Source organism: Methylobacterium sp. FW306-05-D (assembly GCF_058782155.1).
The window spans coordinates 39,643-55,438 of record NZ_JBYSXL010000027.1 but is presented as its reverse complement, the minus strand read 5'-3'; the positions used below and the strand labels follow the sequence as shown (position 1 = coordinate 55,438).

The 15,796-nt window shown below is 71.6% G+C and carries 15 protein-coding genes; 3 read left to right on the top strand and 12 right to left on the bottom strand.

Translation table 11 applies throughout. The features are described 5' to 3' along the window. The first annotated feature begins 87 nt into the window (after nucleotides 1-87). Nucleotides 88-171, top strand: coding sequence for an MFS transporter small subunit (locus AC3WLN_RS11810; RefSeq protein WP_492481366.1), 84 nt, complete (start codon nucleotides 88-90; stop codon nucleotides 169-171). A gap of 41 nt (nucleotides 172-212) precedes the next feature. Here AC3WLN_RS11810 and AC3WLN_RS11805 read toward each other — a convergent pair whose 3' ends face one another. Beyond that, entirely contained in the window at nucleotides 213-1,481 is a 1,269-nt protein-coding gene (locus AC3WLN_RS11805; protein WP_492481362.1) for an EAL domain-containing protein, read from the bottom strand. Between the two features lie 176 nt (nucleotides 1,482-1,657). Between AC3WLN_RS11805 and AC3WLN_RS11800 the strand changes: the two genes are divergently transcribed. Next, nucleotides 1,658-3,784, top strand: a complete 2,127-nt coding sequence (locus AC3WLN_RS11800) for a CHASE2 domain-containing protein (protein ID WP_492481360.1) — start codon at nucleotides 1,658-1,660, stop codon at nucleotides 3,782-3,784. Nucleotides 3,785-3,812: 28 nt separating this feature from the next. On the opposite strand, the gene AC3WLN_RS11795 is transcribed toward AC3WLN_RS11800, so the two are convergent. The 10 genes from AC3WLN_RS11795 to AC3WLN_RS11750 all read right to left on the bottom strand — a co-directional run bounded on the left by AC3WLN_RS11795 (nucleotide 3,813) and on the right by AC3WLN_RS11750 (nucleotide 13,700). Further along, nucleotides 3,813-4,208, bottom strand: a complete 396-nt coding sequence (locus AC3WLN_RS11795; protein WP_492481358.1) for a DUF3307 domain-containing protein — start codon at nucleotides 4,206-4,208, stop codon at nucleotides 3,813-3,815. Nucleotides 4,209-4,324: 116 nt separating this feature from the next. After that, nucleotides 4,325-4,978 carry a FecR family protein gene (locus AC3WLN_RS11790; RefSeq protein ID WP_492481356.1) on the bottom strand — a complete coding sequence of 218 codons (654 nt, stop codon included), beginning with the start codon at nucleotides 4,976-4,978 and terminating at the stop codon, nucleotides 4,325-4,327. Between the two features lie 299 nt (nucleotides 4,979-5,277). Beyond that, nucleotides 5,278-6,699 carry a pyruvate kinase gene (pyk, locus tag AC3WLN_RS11785; protein ID WP_492481354.1) on the bottom strand — a complete coding sequence of 474 codons (1,422 nt, stop codon included), beginning with the start codon at nucleotides 6,697-6,699 and terminating at the stop codon, nucleotides 5,278-5,280. Nucleotides 6,700-6,994: 295 nt separating this feature from the next. Beyond that, nucleotides 6,995-7,237 carry a hypothetical protein gene (locus tag AC3WLN_RS11780; protein WP_492481352.1) on the bottom strand — a complete coding sequence of 81 codons (243 nt, stop codon included), beginning with the start codon at nucleotides 7,235-7,237 and terminating at the stop codon, nucleotides 6,995-6,997. Nucleotides 7,238-7,496: 259 nt separating this feature from the next. After that, complete coding sequence (locus AC3WLN_RS11775) at nucleotides 7,497-8,066, bottom strand: helix-turn-helix transcriptional regulator (protein WP_492481350.1); 570 nt, start codon at nucleotides 8,064-8,066, stop codon at nucleotides 7,497-7,499. A 249-nt stretch (nucleotides 8,067-8,315) separates the two neighbouring features. Next, nucleotides 8,316-8,846 (bottom strand): gamma carbonic anhydrase family protein, encoded by a 531-nt coding sequence (locus tag AC3WLN_RS11770; protein WP_492481348.1) that lies wholly within the window; start codon nucleotides 8,844-8,846, stop codon nucleotides 8,316-8,318. Between the two features lie 13 nt (nucleotides 8,847-8,859). Next, nucleotides 8,860-9,645 carry an enoyl-CoA hydratase gene (locus AC3WLN_RS11765; protein WP_492481346.1) on the bottom strand — a complete coding sequence of 262 codons (786 nt, stop codon included), beginning with the start codon at nucleotides 9,643-9,645 and terminating at the stop codon, nucleotides 8,860-8,862. Next, on the bottom strand, nucleotides 9,642-10,877 hold the full coding sequence (locus tag AC3WLN_RS11760) for a CaiB/BaiF CoA transferase family protein (protein WP_492481344.1): 1,236 nt from the start codon (nucleotides 10,875-10,877) through the stop codon (nucleotides 9,642-9,644). The genes AC3WLN_RS11765 and AC3WLN_RS11760 overlap by 4 nt, the downstream gene beginning before the upstream one ends. Nucleotides 10,878-10,944: 67 nt before the next feature. After that, entirely contained in the window at nucleotides 10,945-12,237 is a 1,293-nt protein-coding gene (locus AC3WLN_RS11755; protein WP_492481342.1) for an MFS transporter, read from the bottom strand. 287 nt (nucleotides 12,238-12,524) lie between these two features. Then, entirely contained in the window at nucleotides 12,525-13,700 is a 1,176-nt protein-coding gene (locus tag AC3WLN_RS11750; RefSeq protein WP_492481340.1) for a pyridoxal-phosphate-dependent aminotransferase family protein, read from the bottom strand. Nucleotides 13,701-13,949: 249 nt separating this feature from the next. On the opposite strand from AC3WLN_RS11750, the gene AC3WLN_RS11745 reads away from it, so the two are divergent. Continuing rightward, nucleotides 13,950-14,678: a GntR family transcriptional regulator gene (locus tag AC3WLN_RS11745; protein ID WP_492481339.1), complete on the top strand. Its 729-nt coding sequence runs from the start codon at nucleotides 13,950-13,952 to the stop codon at nucleotides 14,676-14,678. A 40-nt stretch (nucleotides 14,679-14,718) separates the two neighbouring features. Here the strand turns inward: AC3WLN_RS11745 and AC3WLN_RS11740 are convergent, their stop codons facing one another. Then, nucleotides 14,719-15,765, bottom strand: coding sequence for a threonine aldolase family protein (locus AC3WLN_RS11740; RefSeq protein ID WP_492481337.1), 1,047 nt, complete (start codon nucleotides 15,763-15,765; stop codon nucleotides 14,719-14,721). Between the last annotated feature and the right edge of the window lie 31 nt (nucleotides 15,766-15,796).

The following is a 15,796-nucleotide window of genomic DNA, read 5'->3' as shown; positions in this document are numbered from 1 at the left end:
TCGCGGCGGCCCTGTCCCTGGCCGCCTGAGCGTTCCGTTCGGTCCGGCGACCACGGCATCGGCCGCGGCGGCGTCACGCCCCTCGCGGTGCTGGCCTGGGTCGCGGTCGGCCTGCCCATCGCCTGGGGCATCTGGAGCACCGTGTCGAAGGCGATGATCCTCTTCGGCTGATCACGCGCCGGGCGGCGGCCGCTGTCAGGCCGCGGTGCCGGTCAGGCGATCAGCCGGAGACCGGCGGGCGGCGGCTCCGCCTCCGGCCAGTCGCGGATGGCCTCGAGCGCCCCGGCCAGGGGCGCCGGGCGCCCGAAATGGAAGCCCTGGCCGAAGGCGCAGCCCATCCCGGACAGGAGATCGGCCTCGGCCGCCTCCTCGATGCCCTCGGCCACCACGGTGACGGCAAGGTCGTCGGCCAGGCGCAGGATGGTCTGCACGATGCCCCGGCTGGTCTGGTCGGCGAGGAGCGTCCGCACGAAGGCGCGGTCGATCTTCAGCGTCGTCACCGGCAGGGTGCTGAGGTAGCTCAGGGAGGAATAGCCCGTCCCGAAATCGTCAATCGCGATCCCGAGGCCGGCAGTGCGGCACTGGGTCAGGGCGGCGGCGGCGCGCTCGGGATCGTCCATCAGCATGCTCTCCGTCACCTCGATCTTGAGGCTGGCGGGGGCGATCTCGGTGCGGGCGAGGAAATCGGCGATCATCTCCGGGAAGGAGGCGCCGGCGAGGTCGCGCCCCGAGACGTTCACGGTCATGAACAGGGGGCCGTCCAGCGCGCCGGCATTCTGCTGGGCGGCGAGCAGCAGTTCCGGGAAGACGCGCCCGACCTCGTCGAAGGCGTGCGCCGTGAGCTCGACGATGAGGCCCGACGCCTCGGCCGCCGGGATGAACTCGATCGGGGGCACCAGCCCGCGGGTCGGGTGGCGCCAGCGCATCAGGGCCTCGAAGCCCGCGAGCCGCCGCGACGACAGCCGCACGATGGGCTGGAAGAACAGCTCGAACTCGCCGTTGCGCAGGCCCGCGCGGATCTCGCGCTCCAGCGACAGGGCGCCCAGGGCCGCCGCGAAGGTCTCGGAGGGAGGCGCATCGGCGCCGAGGACGGGCTGTGGCGCGGCCCCCTTCATCTGCTCGAGGATCGTCACGGTCTGGCGGTAGCGGGCGAGCACCACGCCGAGGCACATGCGCAGGATCGGGTCGGTCTGGGCGATCCGGTGCGAGAGCTGCTCCTCGGTGATGACGACGAGTTCGCTGTCCTCCAGGGCGCGGACCGCGGCCGAGCGCGGCTGGTGGTCGAGGATCGCCATCTCGCCGACGATCTCGCCGGGGCCGCGATGCGCCAGGATGAGGTCGCCGTCCGGGCGCTCGATGACGACCTCCAGCCGGCCGCTGACGATCAGGTAGGCGGCGTCGCCCAGATCGCCGGCCGAGAACAGGCGCGCGCCCGCCGGCAGGTGGACATGGTCGAGGCTCGGCGCTTGGGAACTCGGCACGGAAGGTTCCAGGCTGGGCACAGGGCTGGCCCGAGGCGGACCGTGGCTGCGATCGGTTAAGGGCTGGCGAACGGCGGACGCGTTCCCGCGCGCTCCGCGTCCTATCCTTAACGGGATCTCAGCACGCCGGCGCGAGACTGTCCCGGAAGACGCCCCGCCCGGAGCCCGGTCCCCGCATGTCCCTGTCACGACGCCTCGTCCCGGTGGGCGCGGGCCTTGCCCTGGTGCTGGCGCTGCTCGGCCTGCGCGCCGCGGCCCCGGCGCCGTTCGAACGCCTGCGCCAGGCCACCTTCGACAGCTTCCAGCGGCTGAGCCCCCGGGTCCCGCAGCGCGACGCGGTCCGGGTCGTCGACATCGACGAGGAGAGCCTGAAGCGGCACGGCCAGTGGCCCTGGCCGCGCCACGTGGTGGCGGATCTCGTCGCGGCGCTGCAGGATCTCGACGCCGGCGTGATCGCCCTCGACATGGTCTTCGCCGAGCCCGACCGCACCTCGCCGGCCCTGCTGGTTCCCGACTGGGAGCGGCGCTTCGGCTTTCGCGCGGCCGGGGCCCGCGGGCAGCTGCCGGATCACGATGCCGCCCTGGCGGCGGTCTTCGCCCGCGGCCGGGTCGTGGCCGGCTTCGTGCCCACGGCCGAACCCGGCGCCGCGCCCCTCCCGCGGAGCGCAGGATTCGCGACGATCGACGGCGATCCCCGGCTCACGGTCCCGTACTACCCGGGTGCCGTTCCCAACCTGCCCGTCCTCGACGCGGCGGCCGCCGGCCACGGCAGCTTCAGCGTCTCGGCGGGCAGCGACGAGATCAACCGGCGCCTGCAGCTCCTCGCCGTGGTCGGCGACCGCCTGGTGCCGTCGCTGGCCCTCGACGCCCTGCGGGTGATGCAGGACGAGGAGACCTTCAAGGTGCGGGCCGAGCGCGACGGCGCGACCCTCACGGGCTACACGATCCGCGTCGGCGCGGTCGACCTCGCCGTCGACGCCACCGGCGCCCTCGCGCTGCACTTTCCGGCCGCGCGCTCGACGCCGACGATCCCCGCCTGGACGCTACTCGATCCCGAGCGACGCGCCGGCCTGCGCGGCGCGATCCAGGGCCGGGCGGTCTTCGTCGGCACCAGCGCCCTCGGCCTGTCGGACCTGCGCCCGACGCCCATGACCGCGTTCGAGCCCGGGGTGAACCTGCACGCTATGGGTCTCGACCAGGCGCTCGCCGGACACGCGCTGATCCGGCCGGCCTGGGCGCTCGGCGCGGAGGTGGTGGCGGCGCTGCTGCTGGGGCTCGCCGCCGCCCTGGCCTGCGGCTTCGCCCGCCTGCGCAACGCCGGCCTCGGCATCGCCTTCCTGGCGCCCGTGCCGGCCTTCGCCGCCGTGGCGCTGTTCGCCCGGGGCGGCCTGCTGCTCGACCCGACCCTGCCGACCCTCGGTCTCCTGGTGGCCCATGCGGGCGGCAGCCTCGTCCGCTACGCCGGTTCGGAGCGCTCGGCCCAGCGCCTGCGCGCGGCCTTCACGCACTACCTCTCGCCGGACCTCGTGGCGGTGCTGGCGAGCGATCCCGGCCGGCTCAAGCTCGGCGGCGAGAGCCGCGAGATGACCTTCCTGTTCACCGATCTGGAGGGCTTCACCGCGATGACCGAGGCCTCGGGCGCCGAGGCCCTGGTCGCCCTGCTCAACGCCTATCTCGACGGGATGTGCTCCATCGCGATGGCCCATGGCGGCACCGTCGACAAGATCGTCGGCGACGCAGTGCACGTGATGTTCAACGCGCCCCTCGACCAGCCCGACCATGCCGAGCGGGCGGTCGCCTGCGCACTCGCCCTCGACGCCTTCGCGGAGGCGTTCCGGAAGGATCAGCGCGCCGGGGGCGTACCCTTCGGCGCGACCCGCATCGGCATCAATACCGGGCGGGCCGTGGTCGGGAATTTCGGCGGCACCCGGCGCTTCGACTACACGGCCCACGGCGACGCCATCAACACGGCCGCCCGGCTCGAATCCGCCAACAAGGCTCTGGGCACCCGGATCTGCATCGCCCGCGCCACCTGCGACCGGGTCTCCGGCGTCGGCTTCCGTCCGATCGGGACGCTGATGCTGAAGGGCAAGTCGGTGGGCGTCGAGGTGTTCGAGCCGGTCAGGGCGGGTGCCGAGGCGCCGGACGCCTATCGCGAGGCCTTCGGCCGCCTGGTGCGCGGGGAGGCGGGGGGCGCCGAGGCCCTGCTGCGCCTGCACGAGGCCGACCCGCACGATCCGATCCTGGCGCTGCATGCCCGCCGCATCCGCGCCGGGGAGCGCTCGGTCAGCATGGCGGCCTGAGGGCCCTCGGGGGAGCGGCGCCGAGGGGTCAGCCGAGGACCAGCAGCACAACCAGGGCGATGTTGGTGACCTGATGCAGGAACTGGTCGAAGCCCATCAGCCACCAGAAGCGCGGATCGGTCATGGGCCAGCGCGTGCGGTGGGCCACCAGGGTCTTGGCCCGGTCGATCAGACCGTGGACCACGAAGTCGAGGAGCGCGAGCCGCCACAGGGCCGGCTGGTAGAGCAGGGCGATCGCCAGGGTGCCGAGGGCGTGCGTGCCGGCATGGACGGCGAGCGGCGCGGCCCAGCCGGTGACCCGCTCCTTGCCGCGGGCCATCCAGTCGGTCTGCGCGACGAAGTCGATCAGGTAGTGCTTGGCCGCCATCGTGACCATGAGGGCGGCCAGCGTCGCCAGGGGGACGGGCGTGTCGAAGGCCTGCACCGAGGCGAACTCCAGAAATCGGGTGAACCGGGACCCTCGCGGCCGCGCGGGCGGAACCGGACGCTACCGGAACGGCGCCCGGAAGCCCACCGGTCCGGCCGGAGCGGCGCCGGGCCTCAACGTCCCAGGGTCGGGACGAAGCGGGCCTGCTCGCTGATCGTGATCGTCGCCACGGCGCGCTTGGTCCGGTCCTCCGGCCAGGGCGCGGCCGCCTCGGGTGCCCGGCCGCCATACACCATGGTGCCCTGGCCCTTGCGCATCAGCACGCTGCCGCGCTTCGTCCGCAGCACCACCTCGCCGTCGAGGACGAGCACGCCGTAGCCGCCGTCGATGGCGCCGCCCCAGACCGTCGTCCCGCGCACCCCGAGGGTTCCGACGGCGGTCCTGATCGCGACGTTGCCGCCGGTCGGGCTCTCGATCTTGCCGCCGACGAAGAGGAAGGCGCCGCGCGCCACCGAGAGGGCGAGTTTTCCGCCCTCGGCGCCGGGCTTGTAGACGAACTCGTCCACCGTGATCTTACCGTTCTCGCCCAGGGTCAGGACAGTGTCGTCCGCGAGCTTCGCCTCGAGCCGGGATTCGGCGCCGGTGCGGATCATGTCCTTGAAGAACACCGGCCCCTGGGGAGCCATGTCGCGGGACTGTCCGGCCTGCAGGGCCACGGCCTGGCGGTCGACCTTGGCGACGACGCCGACCTCCCGGGGCGCGGCCAGGGCCGGCGCGAGCGTGGCAAGGGACAGGGCCGCGAAGGCGCCGGCGGTTCTGATCGTCACGGTTATCGTCCAGGTGGGAGGGGTCGGGGGCATGTCGGGCGGACGGGGATGCGCTGGCCTCCGCCCCGGGCGAACGGCGCGACGGCGCCGTCCACGCCCGGAAAGGCGTAGAAGCCGCGACCTTAAAGCATCGCTAAATAGCCGGCCGGTCCCGAGACATTCCCAGGACTGCACCGAGAAAACACAGGCTAGTGATCGGCCCCGTCAAGAACAAGGCAAGGTTGTCGTCGGGGCTGTACCAGTTGTGTCGCCGGCTCGACCATCCCGGCCGCACCCGCGCATCCCCCGCCGGCCCGCACTCAGCGCGCCGGGACCTGCGCGACCCGGATGTTGTTGGTGGTGCCGGCGACGGCGAAGGGGATGCCGGCGGCGATCACCACGCGGGCATGGGGCAGCGCGAAGCCTTCCTCGACCGCATGGGCGAGGGCGTTCTCCACCATCGCCTCGTAGGAGGAGACCTCGTCGGCCCGCAGGCTGTGCGCCCCCCAGAGCAGGCACAGCCGGCGCGAGGTCGCGAGATCGGGGGTCAGCGCCAGGATCGGCACCTGTGGCCGGCGCCGGGCGATCCGGGCCGCGGTGGTGCCGCTCAGGGTGTAGGCCACGATGGCGGCCGCCTCCACCGCGTCGGCGAGGGCGGCGGTGGCGCTGGCGACCGCGTGGGGCGGCGTCTCCTCCTCGCCCGGATCGGTGGCGGTGATCAGCGAGCGGTAGAGCTTGTGCGTCTCGGTGCTGTGGATGATGCGCGCCATCATCGCCACCGCCTCGACCGGGAACTGCCCCGTGGCCGATTCCGCCGACAGCATCACCGCGTCCGCCCCATCGTAGATCGCGGTCGCCACGTCCGAGGCCTCCGCCCGCGTCGGGGTGGGGGCCGAGACCATCGAGTCGAGCATCTGGGTGGCCACGATGACCGGCTTGACCGCCAGCCGGCACGCGCGGATCAGCTCCTTCTGGCGCCCGGGCACGTCCTCGTGCGGGATCTCGACCCCGAGGTCGCCGCGCGCCACCATCACGGCGTCGGAGAGCCGGATGATGTCGTCGATGCGTTCCAGGGCCTGGGGCTTCTCGACCTTGGTCATCAGCCCGGCCCGGTCGCCGATCAGGGCCCGGGCCTCGATCAGGTCGCCCGGCTTCTGCACGAAGGAGAGCGCGACCCAGTCCACCCCGAGTTCGAGCCCGAAGGCGAGGTCGGCCCGATCCTTCGCCGTGAGCGGCGAGAGGTCGAGGAGGGTGCCGGGCAGGTTCACGCCCTTGCGGTTCGAGAGCGTCCCGCCGGTGATCACCTCGGCCTCCAGGCTGTCGCCGGTCAGACCGGTGACCCGCACGCGCACCCGTCCGTCGTCGATGAGCAGGTCCTGCCCCGGCGCCACCGCCAGAAAGATCTCGCGATGGGGCAGGGGGATGGCGTTCCGGTCGCCCTCGGCGCCCTCGAGAACGAAGCGGAGCGTCTCGCCGGGCGCGACGTCGAGGCGCCCGCCCGCCAGGGTGCCGAGGCGGATCTTCGGCCCTTGCAGGTCCTGCAGGATGCCGATCGGCCGACCGGTCTCGCGCTCCAGAGCGCGAATCGCCCCGTGGACCCGGGCGTGATCGTCCTGGGTGCCGTGGCTGAAGTTGAGACGGAAGGTGTCGACACCGGCCAGGAACAGGCGGTGCAGCATCTCCGGCGTCGACGAGGCCGGGCCGACGGTGGCGACGATCTTGGCGTGGCGGTTGCGGCGCATGGCTGATCCGGCCGCCGAGCGACCGCCTCCGTGGACTCGAGGGCGGAGGCGTGCGTCGGCGCGTCGATCCCGCATCCGCGCAGGGGCCTTCCGCGCGTCCGGGCCGGGCCCGAAGGTCCCGGCGACCGAACACGCCGCCATGGTCCCGGAAGCCTGCCCGGATGTAAACCGCCGGCGGGGACGATGCGGGATGTCTCCGGCACGCAGGAGCGGCCGCGCGCAGAGGCCCGCACCCGATCGCCCGGGCGCAGGCCTCCGTGGCGGCGGCGTTTCGGCCCGACCGGGCCGTGCGAGGTCAGAGGTTTCCGTCGCCGTGATGGTCGTCCTGCAGGCGGATCGCGATCTCGGTGCCGTCGCCCCCGAAATCCGTGCGCGCGGCGGTGGACTCGACCGGCACGGTGGGCATCGGCCGCTCGGCGTTCAGGGCGGTGTACTTCGCCGGGGGACGCTGGTGTTTCGAGGCGGCCGAAGCGGGGCCGGCGGCCATGAGGGTCAGGGTCAGGCCGGCCAATACGAGTACAGGAACTGAATGTTTCATCGTTTCCTCCCGTCGTCCTTGCGACGGCTCGATGATCGTCCAATCCAGAGAACCGTCATCCCTCATTTGAATTACGTTTCATCAATATTCATAAATTAGCTCCCCATATCAATTTATCGTTTTCTTGCATATCAATGCTTGAATACAAAATATCCGAGATGCATGTCGAGAGAACACTTTAGATCGCACGGAGATCGAGCATTATGATCAGGAATTGCAGCGCCGCGTCGGAAGTTCGACCCGGCCGATCCGCGCGTCTTCAGCTCAGGGTCGAGAGCCGGGAGACCAGCATCACCAGTTCGGCCTGCCGGTGGGTGTGCGTCTTGGTGAAGATGGCGCGGAGTTGGGCCCGCACGGTGGCGACGCGGACGCCCTGGAGCGCGGCCGCCTCCGTCAGGGTCGCCCCCTTCGCCATCAGGGTGGCGAGCTTCGCCTCCGTCGGCGTCAGTCCGAAGACCTGCTCCAGGGCGCCGCAGTTCAGGGCCGGCGTCGCGTCGAGGTCGATCAGGAGCAGCACCGAGTGCGGGCCGTCCTCGCCGTCGCCGGCGAACGGGACGGAATTCATGATCAGCGGGCGCTGCTCGGCGCGCTCGACCAGAATCCAGTGCTCGCTGTCGAGTTGGAAGCGGGCCTGGCCCTGCCCGAGCAGCCGCTTGACGATGCCGCGCCCGAGACCGTTCAGGACGTCGACCTCGACCTCCGAGCGGCTGAGGCAGAACATGGTCTGGAAGATGCGCCGGGCGCTGTCGTTCATCGCCAGCACGTGGCCGCTCGTCGAGAGCACGAGCCCGCCGTAGCCCATCCTGTCGAAAACCCGCAAGAATGGCATTCCGACAAGCATAGTCGCGACACATCCCTCGCATGCCGATCCGGCGCAGTGCCTGTCGGACGGCACGTTAAGCAATATTCGCGGACGGTCAACACGCCGGTATCGCCGTGGATACTTGTCCTGGCACCAGCCCGCATGCGCAGGATTGATAGAGGCGCCGGAACATCCGGCGCGCGGCGCGCCTCTTCTGATCAGGATCGAGACCGCGTTCCGAGCCGGGCGCCCGGCCCGCCGGACTGGAGGCACGGCTCAATCGAGGGCGCGCAGGTCCCGGCGGAAGCGGCGGCCGTTGGCGACGTAGTTGCCGGCGGTCTGCGCGAGCCGCGCGGCCGTCTCCGCGTCGAGGGCGCGGACGGCCCTAGCGGGGGCACCGACGATGAGGCTGCCGTCGGGAAACGCCTTGCCCTCGGTGACCAGGGCATTGGCGCCGATCAGGCAGTTGCGGCCGATGCGGGCGCCGTTGAGGATCGTGGCGCCCATGCCCACCAGGGTTCCGGCCCCGATGGTGCAGCCGTGCACGATGGCCCGGTGCCCGACGGTGACATCGTCGCCGAGATGCAGCGGAAAGCCGGGATCGGCGTGCAGCACGGCCCCGTCCTGGATGTTGGTGCGGTCGCCGATCCGGATCTCGTCGTTGTCGCCGCGGAGCACGGCGCCGAACCAGATCGAGACGTCGCGGCCGAGATGGACCCGTCCGATCACGTGCGCGCCCGACGCGATCCAGACGCTGTCCGCGTCGGCGAGCTGCGGCCGATCGGGGCCGAGGGCGTAGAGGGTCATGAGGCGTCTCGATTCAGGTGCCGGTCCAGGCGGCGGGCCGCTTGGCCAGGAAGGCCTCGACGCCGGCCGCGAAGTCCCGGCTGCCATAGCATTCCGCGATGAGGTCCGTCGCCTCGGCCCGGGGGTCCAGCTCCAGGCGGCGCAGCATCGCGCGGGTGACCCGCATGGTCACCGGCGCGTGCCCGAGGAGCCGCTCGCAGATCGCCGCCACCTCGGCGTCGAGCCGGCCGGGCTCGACCACGGCGGCGAGGTAGCCGAGCGGTGCCAGGGTCTCGGCGTTAGGCATCTCGGCAAGCAGCAGCATCCGGGCGACGAGGCTCTGGCCCAGGGTCGCGGTCAGCCGGCGCAGGTTGGCCGGCGAGAGGCAGTTGCCCAGGGTGCGGGCGATGGGCACGCCGAAGCGGGCGCCGGCCTCCGCCACCCGGATGTCGCAGGCATTGGCGATGGCGAGGCCGCCGCCCACCGCGAAGCCCTCGATCGCCGCCACGGTCGGCACGCGGCACCGCTCCAGACCGGCGACGTAGCCCTCGATGCGGGCCTCGTAGGCGACGCCGTCCGCCCCCGTGAAGCCGACGAACTGCTCGATGTCGGTGCCGGCCACGAAGGCCTTGCCGCCGGCGCCCCGCAGCACGGCGACGCGCACGGACGGGTCGGCCTCGATCCGCGCCAGGCTCTCGGCCAGGGCGTCGTACATCGCGAAGGTGAGCGCGTTGCGGGCGGCCGGGCGGTCGAAGGTCAGGTGGGCGACGCCGTCCGCGACGCGGTAGCGGACGGCGCCGTCGTCGATCGGGGCGCTCATGCGGCGAAGGCCCCCTCCGCGCGCAGGCGCTCCACCGCCTCGTCCGAGAGGCCGAGCTCGTCCAGGATCTCGCCGGCATGCTCGCCGAGCAGCGGCGCGTGCCGGCGCACCCGGGCGGGCGTGCCCGAGAGCTTTACCGGGAAGCCGATGTTGGGCACGCTGCCCTCGATGGGATGGGGCACCTCGATGCGCATCTCCCGGTGGCGGCCGTGCTCGCTCTCGAAGGCCTCCGGATAGGTGTTCATGCGGCCCGCCGGGATGCCGGCGGCGAGGAGATCCGTCACCCAGGTCTCGGCGTCCTTGACGGCAAAGCTCGTCTCCAGCTCGGCGATCAGGGCCTCGCGATGGGCGAGCCGCCCAGCGATGTCGCGGAAGCGCTCGTCGGCCAGGAGATCCGCGCGGCCGAGCACCTCGCAGAGCAGGCGCCAGAGCTTCTGGTTCGTCGCGCCCATGACGAAGTAGCCGTCCGCCGCCCTTACCGCCTGGTAGGGCGCGCTCATGCGGTTGGCGGTGCCCAGAGGTTCCGGCACCCGGCCGGTGCCCCAGTATTCGGACACGTCCCAGATCGAGAAGGCGAGCGCCGAATCGAACAGGGAGGCGTCGACATACTGGCCCTCGCCGCTGGTCTGCCGGCCGATATAGGCGCTGAGGATGCCGTAGACGGCGAAGAGCGCGCAGCCGATATCGGCCACGGGCACGCCGGCCTTCACCGGCGGCCCGCCGGGATGGCCGGTGACGCTCATCACCCCGGACATGGCCTGGGCCATGAGGTCGTAGCCCGGGCGCTTGGCCCAGGGGCCGGTCTGGCCGAAGCCCGAGATGCTGGCATAGATCAGGCCCGGGTTGCGCGCCCGCATCGCCGCGTAGCCGAGGCCGAGCCGGGCCATCACGCCGGGGCGGTAGTTCTCGACCACGATGTCGGCGGTCTCGGCCATGTGGAGGAGGAGGTCCCGCCCGGCCGGGCTCTTCAGGTTGAGGGCGAGGCTGCGCTTGTTCCGGTTCATGTTGAGGAAGCCCATGCTGTCGGGCCCCTTCATCTTGAACCCCATGGCGCCCCGGGTCTGGTCCCCGGTGCCGGGCGGCTCGATCTTGATCACGTCCGCCCCGAGATCGGCCAGCAGCATGCTGCAGACCGGTCCCGCCATCACCTGCGTCACGTCGAGGACGCGCAGGCCCGCCAGGGGGAGGGCACGGGAATCGGAATGGGGTGTGTCGTGCACGGGTTCGTCCATCGTGCTCAGGTCCTGATTTGCTCGCGTAACCCTCCCCCTCTGCGGGGGAGGGTGGTGGTGCGTGGCCTCACTCCGCCGGTACCGCCCGGCCGAGCGGCACCTCCGTCTCCTCCACGAAGGGGCGCTCGGGGTGCATGGTGAAGGCGAGGCCGACGCCGAGCAGGCAGAGGCCGATCGAGCCGACGAAGGGCAGGGTCCAGCTGCCCGTGGCATCCACGATCATGCCGAAGACGATCGGCGAGATGATCGCCGCCACCGCCGAGCCGGTGTTCATCAGGCCCGAGGCCGTGCCCGAGTATTTCGGCGCGATGTCCATCGGCACCGACCAGATCGGGCCGATGACCAGCTCGGCGAAGAAGAAGCCCGAGCTGAGCAGCAGCGCCACCAGGGTCAGGTCGCGGGTGAAGAACACGCCCGTCAGGCTCGCCGCCGCGCCGAGGAAGCCGACCACGATGACGCTCAGGCGCGCGAGCTTAAGGTTGCCGGTCTTCTTCAGGATGCGGTCGCTGAAGACGCCCCCGAGGGTGTCGCCGACGACGCCGGCGAAGAACACGCCCGAGGCGAACAGGGCCGAGTTCTTCAGGTCCAGTCCGTAGTTGAGCTTGAAGAAGCTCGGCAGCCAACCGAGGAACAGCCACAGGGTCCAGCCGTAGCAGAAATAGGTCAGCGTCACCGGCAGCATGCGCCGGGTGAGGCGGCCCCAGGGCACGGACTGCTTGCCCCCGACCTTGCTCGGCGGCGGCAGGACGGCGAGTTCCTCCGGGGTGATCGCCGGATGGTCCTTCGGGTCGTCGCGGAAATACAGGTACCAGACGATGACCCAGGCGAAGCTCGCCACGCCCAGGATGACGAAGCCGAGGCGCCAGCCGAACTGGTAGATCAGGAAGGCCACGATGGGCGGCGCCACCGCGTTGCCGAGCCGGGCGAAGGCGTGGGTGATGCCCTGCGCGAAGCCGCGCTTGCCCGGCGCCGTCCAGTTCTGCATGGCGCGGGTGGCGGTGGGGAAGGTCGCCCCCTCGCCGAAGCCGAGCAGCACGCGGGCGAGGAACAGGCTGACCAGCCCGCCCACGAAGCCGGTGAGGATGGTGGCGGAGGCCCAGATCAGGCCGCAGACCAGGAGCGTGCGCCGGGCGCCGAACTTGTCGCCGACCGAGCCGCCGATGACCTGGAAGATGGCGTAGGGATAGGCGAAGGCGGACAGGATCAGGCCGAACTGGGTGTTCGACATGCCGAGATCCTTCATGATCTCGCCGCCCGCCGTGGCGATGTTCACCCGGTCGAGATAGGTGACGAAGTACATCAGGCAGAGCAGGAACAGCACCATGTTCGACGCGGAGACGCGTCTCTTGGCTGGCGTCATCGGGGTTTCCTCCGGTTGAACGCGCCACCCCGCCCGGTCTGAGCGCCGGTTGTTCTTGGGGTCACGCGGGGGGTGGGTGTAACGAGGGCGTCGGGGTCTTCGCTTCTCCGAGGTGTTCGCCTTTGGCGCTCCGTCATCCCGGGGCCGCGCAGCGGAGCCCGGGACCCAGAACCGCAGGTCTCGTCGCGTCCGGCACCGTCGGCGGATCTGGCTTCCGGGCTCGCCTTCGGCGCCCCGGAATGACGGTGTGTCAGACCCGATCTGCGGGGTCCGCCGGGAGGTGTCGCTCAGTCGTCGAGGCCGGAGCGCAGCGCGTCCATCGCCGCCAGCACGCCGCCGCGGGTATGCGGCACGCCACCGGCCTTCAGGCCCATCTCGACGCCGGACAGGGCGGCCATCAGGGTGAGGTCGTTGGTCTCGCCGAGGTGACCGATGCGGAACACCTTGCCGGCGACCTTCGCGAGGCCGGTGCCCAGCGACAGGTCGTACTTCTCCAGGATCAGGGTGCGCAGGGCGTCCGCATCGTGGCCCTCGGGCATCACCACGGCGGTGAGCACGGGCGAATACTCGGACGGCTCCTGGCACAGCACCTCCAGGCCCCAGGCCTCGACGGCGGCGCGGGTGGCGGCGGCGAGGCGCTGGTGGCGGGCGAAGACCTGGGGCAGGCCCTCCTCCAGCAGCATCGCGATGGCCTCGCGCAGGCCGTAGAGCAGGTTGGTCGCCGGGGTGTAGGGGAAGTAGCCCGCCGCGTTCGGCTTCAGCATCTCCTGCCAGTCCCAGTAGGAGCGCGGCAGGGTGGCGGTCCTGGTGGCGGCGAGCGCCTTGTCGGAGAGGGCGACGAGGCCGAGGCCCGGGGGCAGCATCAGGCCCTTCTGCGAGCAGCTCACCGAGACGTCGACGCCCCAGGCGTCGTGGGCGTACTCGGCCGAGCCGAGGCCCGAGATCGTGTCCACGAGGAACAGGGCCGGGTGGTTGGCCCGGTCGATGGCCTTGCGGATCTCGGCGATGCGGCTGGTGACACCGGTGGAGGTCTCGTTGTGGACCACCATCACGGCCTTGATCGACTTGGAGCGGTCCTCGGCCAGGATCGCCTCGACCTTGGCCGGATCGACGCCCCGGCGCCAGTCGCCCGGCACGAACTCGACCTCGATGCCCCAGCGCGCCGCCATCTGGCGCCACAGGGTGGCGAAGTGGCCGGTCTCGAACATCAGCACCCGGTCGCCGGCCGAGAGCGTGTTGACGATGGCGGCTTCCCAGGCCCCCGTGCCCGAGCCGGGATAGAGGATCACCGGGGCGCGGGTCTGGAACACGGCCTGCGCGCCCTCCAGCACCGCCCGCCCGAGCTTGGCGAAGTCGGGGCCGCGATGGTCGATCACCGGCATGTCCATGGCGCGCAGGACGCGCTCGGGCACCGGGCTCGGGCCCGGAATATGCAGGAAGTGGCGTCCGGTCCGTGTGGTCATCGGGGGCCTCGCAGGCGTTTCAGGTGCGCCAGACGAAGCTGGCAGGCGGGTACGTCAGACGGTGCTGACGGGTCGCGGAACGGGGGCGGCACCGCGGAATCGGATCGCGAGCGGCACAGGATTGTCGTCGATAGGGTCCGTATCCGATTTGGTCGACCAAAAATTTGCATTCATTTTTGCGCGACACAAGCATTATTTTGCTCGCGATCGCCCTCGACCCTGGGCGCAACCGCTGGTAATTCTGGAACGATGATGCTCGACCCCGCCCCGGATACCGCGATCGACCCGGAGGTCGCGTCCCAGCCCCGGGTCTCGGGCGCGGCGGCCGCGTCGCTGCACGGGACCCTGCTGGCGCAGCTGCGCGACTACGTCGTCGAGGGCAACCTCGCCCCCGGCGCCCGCGTGCCGGAACGCCTGCTCTGCGAGCGCTTCGGGATCTCGCGCACCCCCTTGCGCGAGGCGCTCAAGGTGCTGGCCTCCGAGGGGCTGATCGAGCTGCTGCCGAACCGCGGCGCCCGGGTCCGCCAGCTCGGCGCCGACGAGATGGTGGCGCTGTTCGACGTGATGGGCGGCCTCGAGGCCCTGGCCGGCCGGCTCGCCTGCGAGAAGATCACCGAGGCGGCCTTCGCCGAGATCGAGCGCCTGCACCACGCGATGTACGCCGCCTACCTACGGCGCGACCTGCACGGCTATTTCATCGGCAACCAGGCGATCCACGACCGGATCGTCGAGGCCGCCGACAACGAGCCCTTGGCGACGACCTACGCGAACTTCGCCGGGCGCCTGCGCCGGGTGCGCTACGCGGCCAACCTCGACAAGGACCGCGACCGCTGGGGCGAGGCCATGCGCGAGCACGAGGAGATCCTCGATGCCCTGCGGCGCCGGGCCGGCCCGGAGCTCAGCGACATCCTGTTCCGCCACCTGCGCAACAAGCGCCGGGCCGCCGCTGTGCGGGAGAGCGTGGCGGCCGAGGCCTGATGGCGGTGCTGGCCCCCACGCGGACCGGCCGCGAGGCGGATCAGCCGGCGCGCGCCGACAGGCGCTCGGCCTCGGCGCGGATCACCGCGGCCGCCCGCAGGATGCCGGCTTCGTCCACCTCGAGATGGGTCGTGGCGCGGATCTGATGCGCACCGATCGCCCGGACCCGGACGTCCTGCGCGAGGCAGGCCTTGGCGAAGGCGGCGGCCGTCACCCCGAGGGGCGCCACCGAGAAGCACAGGATGTTGGACTGCGCGGCGCCGGCCTCGACGGCGAGGCCGGGCGCGCCCGCGATCCGGTCGCGCAGCAGGGCCGCGTGGGCGTTGTCGCGGGCGAGCTGATCGATGTGGTGATCGAGGGCGTAGAGGCCCGCCGCCGCCAGGATGCCGGACTGGCGCATGGCCCCGCCGAGGCGGTACTTCCAGCGCCAGGCCTCGGTGATGAAGTCCTGTTGCCCGCACAGGACGGCGCCGACCGGGCAGCCGAGCCCCTTGCTGAGGTCGATCCAGGCGCTGTCGAAGCCCTCGGCGTAGTCCCGCGCGGCGATGCCGGTGGCCGCCACCGCGTTGAGGAGCCGGGCCCCGTCGATATGCGCCCGCAGGCCGCGCGCCTGGGCGATGTCGCGGATGCGCCGCATGTCCGGGAGCGCCCAGACCGATCCGCCGGAGAAACTCGTCGTCTGCTCGATCGAGACCAGGGCCGAACGCGGCGCCGTGCGGGCCGGCGGGCGGATCGCGGCCTCGAAGGCCTCCGGCGTGTAGACCCCCGCCGGCGTCCTCAGGGCCGCCACCGAGATGCCGCCGATGGCGGCCGAGCCCGCGGCCTCGGTGTTGTAGATGTGGGACTGGTCGTCGACGATGATCTCGTCCCCCGGCCGGGTCTGGACCAGGATCGCCACCAGGTTGCACATCGTGCCGGAGGGCATGAACACGCCGGCCTCCTGGCCGAGCAGGTCGGCCACCCGCGCGCAGAGCGCCAGGGTCGTGGGGTCCGAATCCGACTGCTCATCCCCCACCTCGGCCCGCGCCATGGCCTCCCGCATCCCCGCCGTGGGCCGCGTCTGGGTGTCGCTGAACAGGTCGATCATCTTGCAAGCCCATTTGCATTCAAAATATCAC

What these genes read in the sequence shown, in the direction of transcription:
- AC3WLN_RS11760 (WP_492481344.1), bottom strand. Translation starts at nt 10,877, where the DNA reads ATGGACGAACCCGTGCACGACACACCCCATTCCGATTCCCGTGCCCTC.
- AC3WLN_RS11775 (WP_492481350.1), bottom strand. Translation starts at nt 8,066, where the DNA reads ATGCCATTCTTGCGGGTTTTCGACAGGATGGGCTACGGCGGGCTCGTG.
- AC3WLN_RS11800 (WP_492481360.1), top strand. Translation starts at nt 1,658, where the DNA reads ATGTCCCTGTCACGACGCCTCGTCCCGGTGGGCGCGGGCCTTGCCCTG.
- AC3WLN_RS11765 (WP_492481346.1), bottom strand. Translation starts at nt 9,645, where the DNA reads ATGAGCGCCCCGATCGACGACGGCGCCGTCCGCTACCGCGTCGCGGAC.
- AC3WLN_RS11770 (WP_492481348.1), bottom strand. Translation starts at nt 8,846, where the DNA reads ATGACCCTCTACGCCCTCGGCCCCGATCGGCCGCAGCTCGCCGACGCG.
- pyk (WP_492481354.1), bottom strand. Translation starts at nt 6,699, where the DNA reads ATGCGCCGCAACCGCCACGCCAAGATCGTCGCCACCGTCGGCCCGGCC.
- AC3WLN_RS11745 (WP_492481339.1), top strand. Translation starts at nt 13,950, where the DNA reads ATGATGCTCGACCCCGCCCCGGATACCGCGATCGACCCGGAGGTCGCG.
- AC3WLN_RS11780 (WP_492481352.1), bottom strand. Translation starts at nt 7,237, where the DNA reads ATGAAACATTCAGTTCCTGTACTCGTATTGGCCGGCCTGACCCTGACC.
- AC3WLN_RS11755 (WP_492481342.1), bottom strand. Translation starts at nt 12,237, where the DNA reads ATGACGCCAGCCAAGAGACGCGTCTCCGCGTCGAACATGGTGCTGTTC.
- AC3WLN_RS11750 (WP_492481340.1), bottom strand. Translation starts at nt 13,700, where the DNA reads ATGACCACACGGACCGGACGCCACTTCCTGCATATTCCGGGCCCGAGC.
- AC3WLN_RS11740 (WP_492481337.1), bottom strand. Translation starts at nt 15,765, where the DNA reads ATGATCGACCTGTTCAGCGACACCCAGACGCGGCCCACGGCGGGGATG.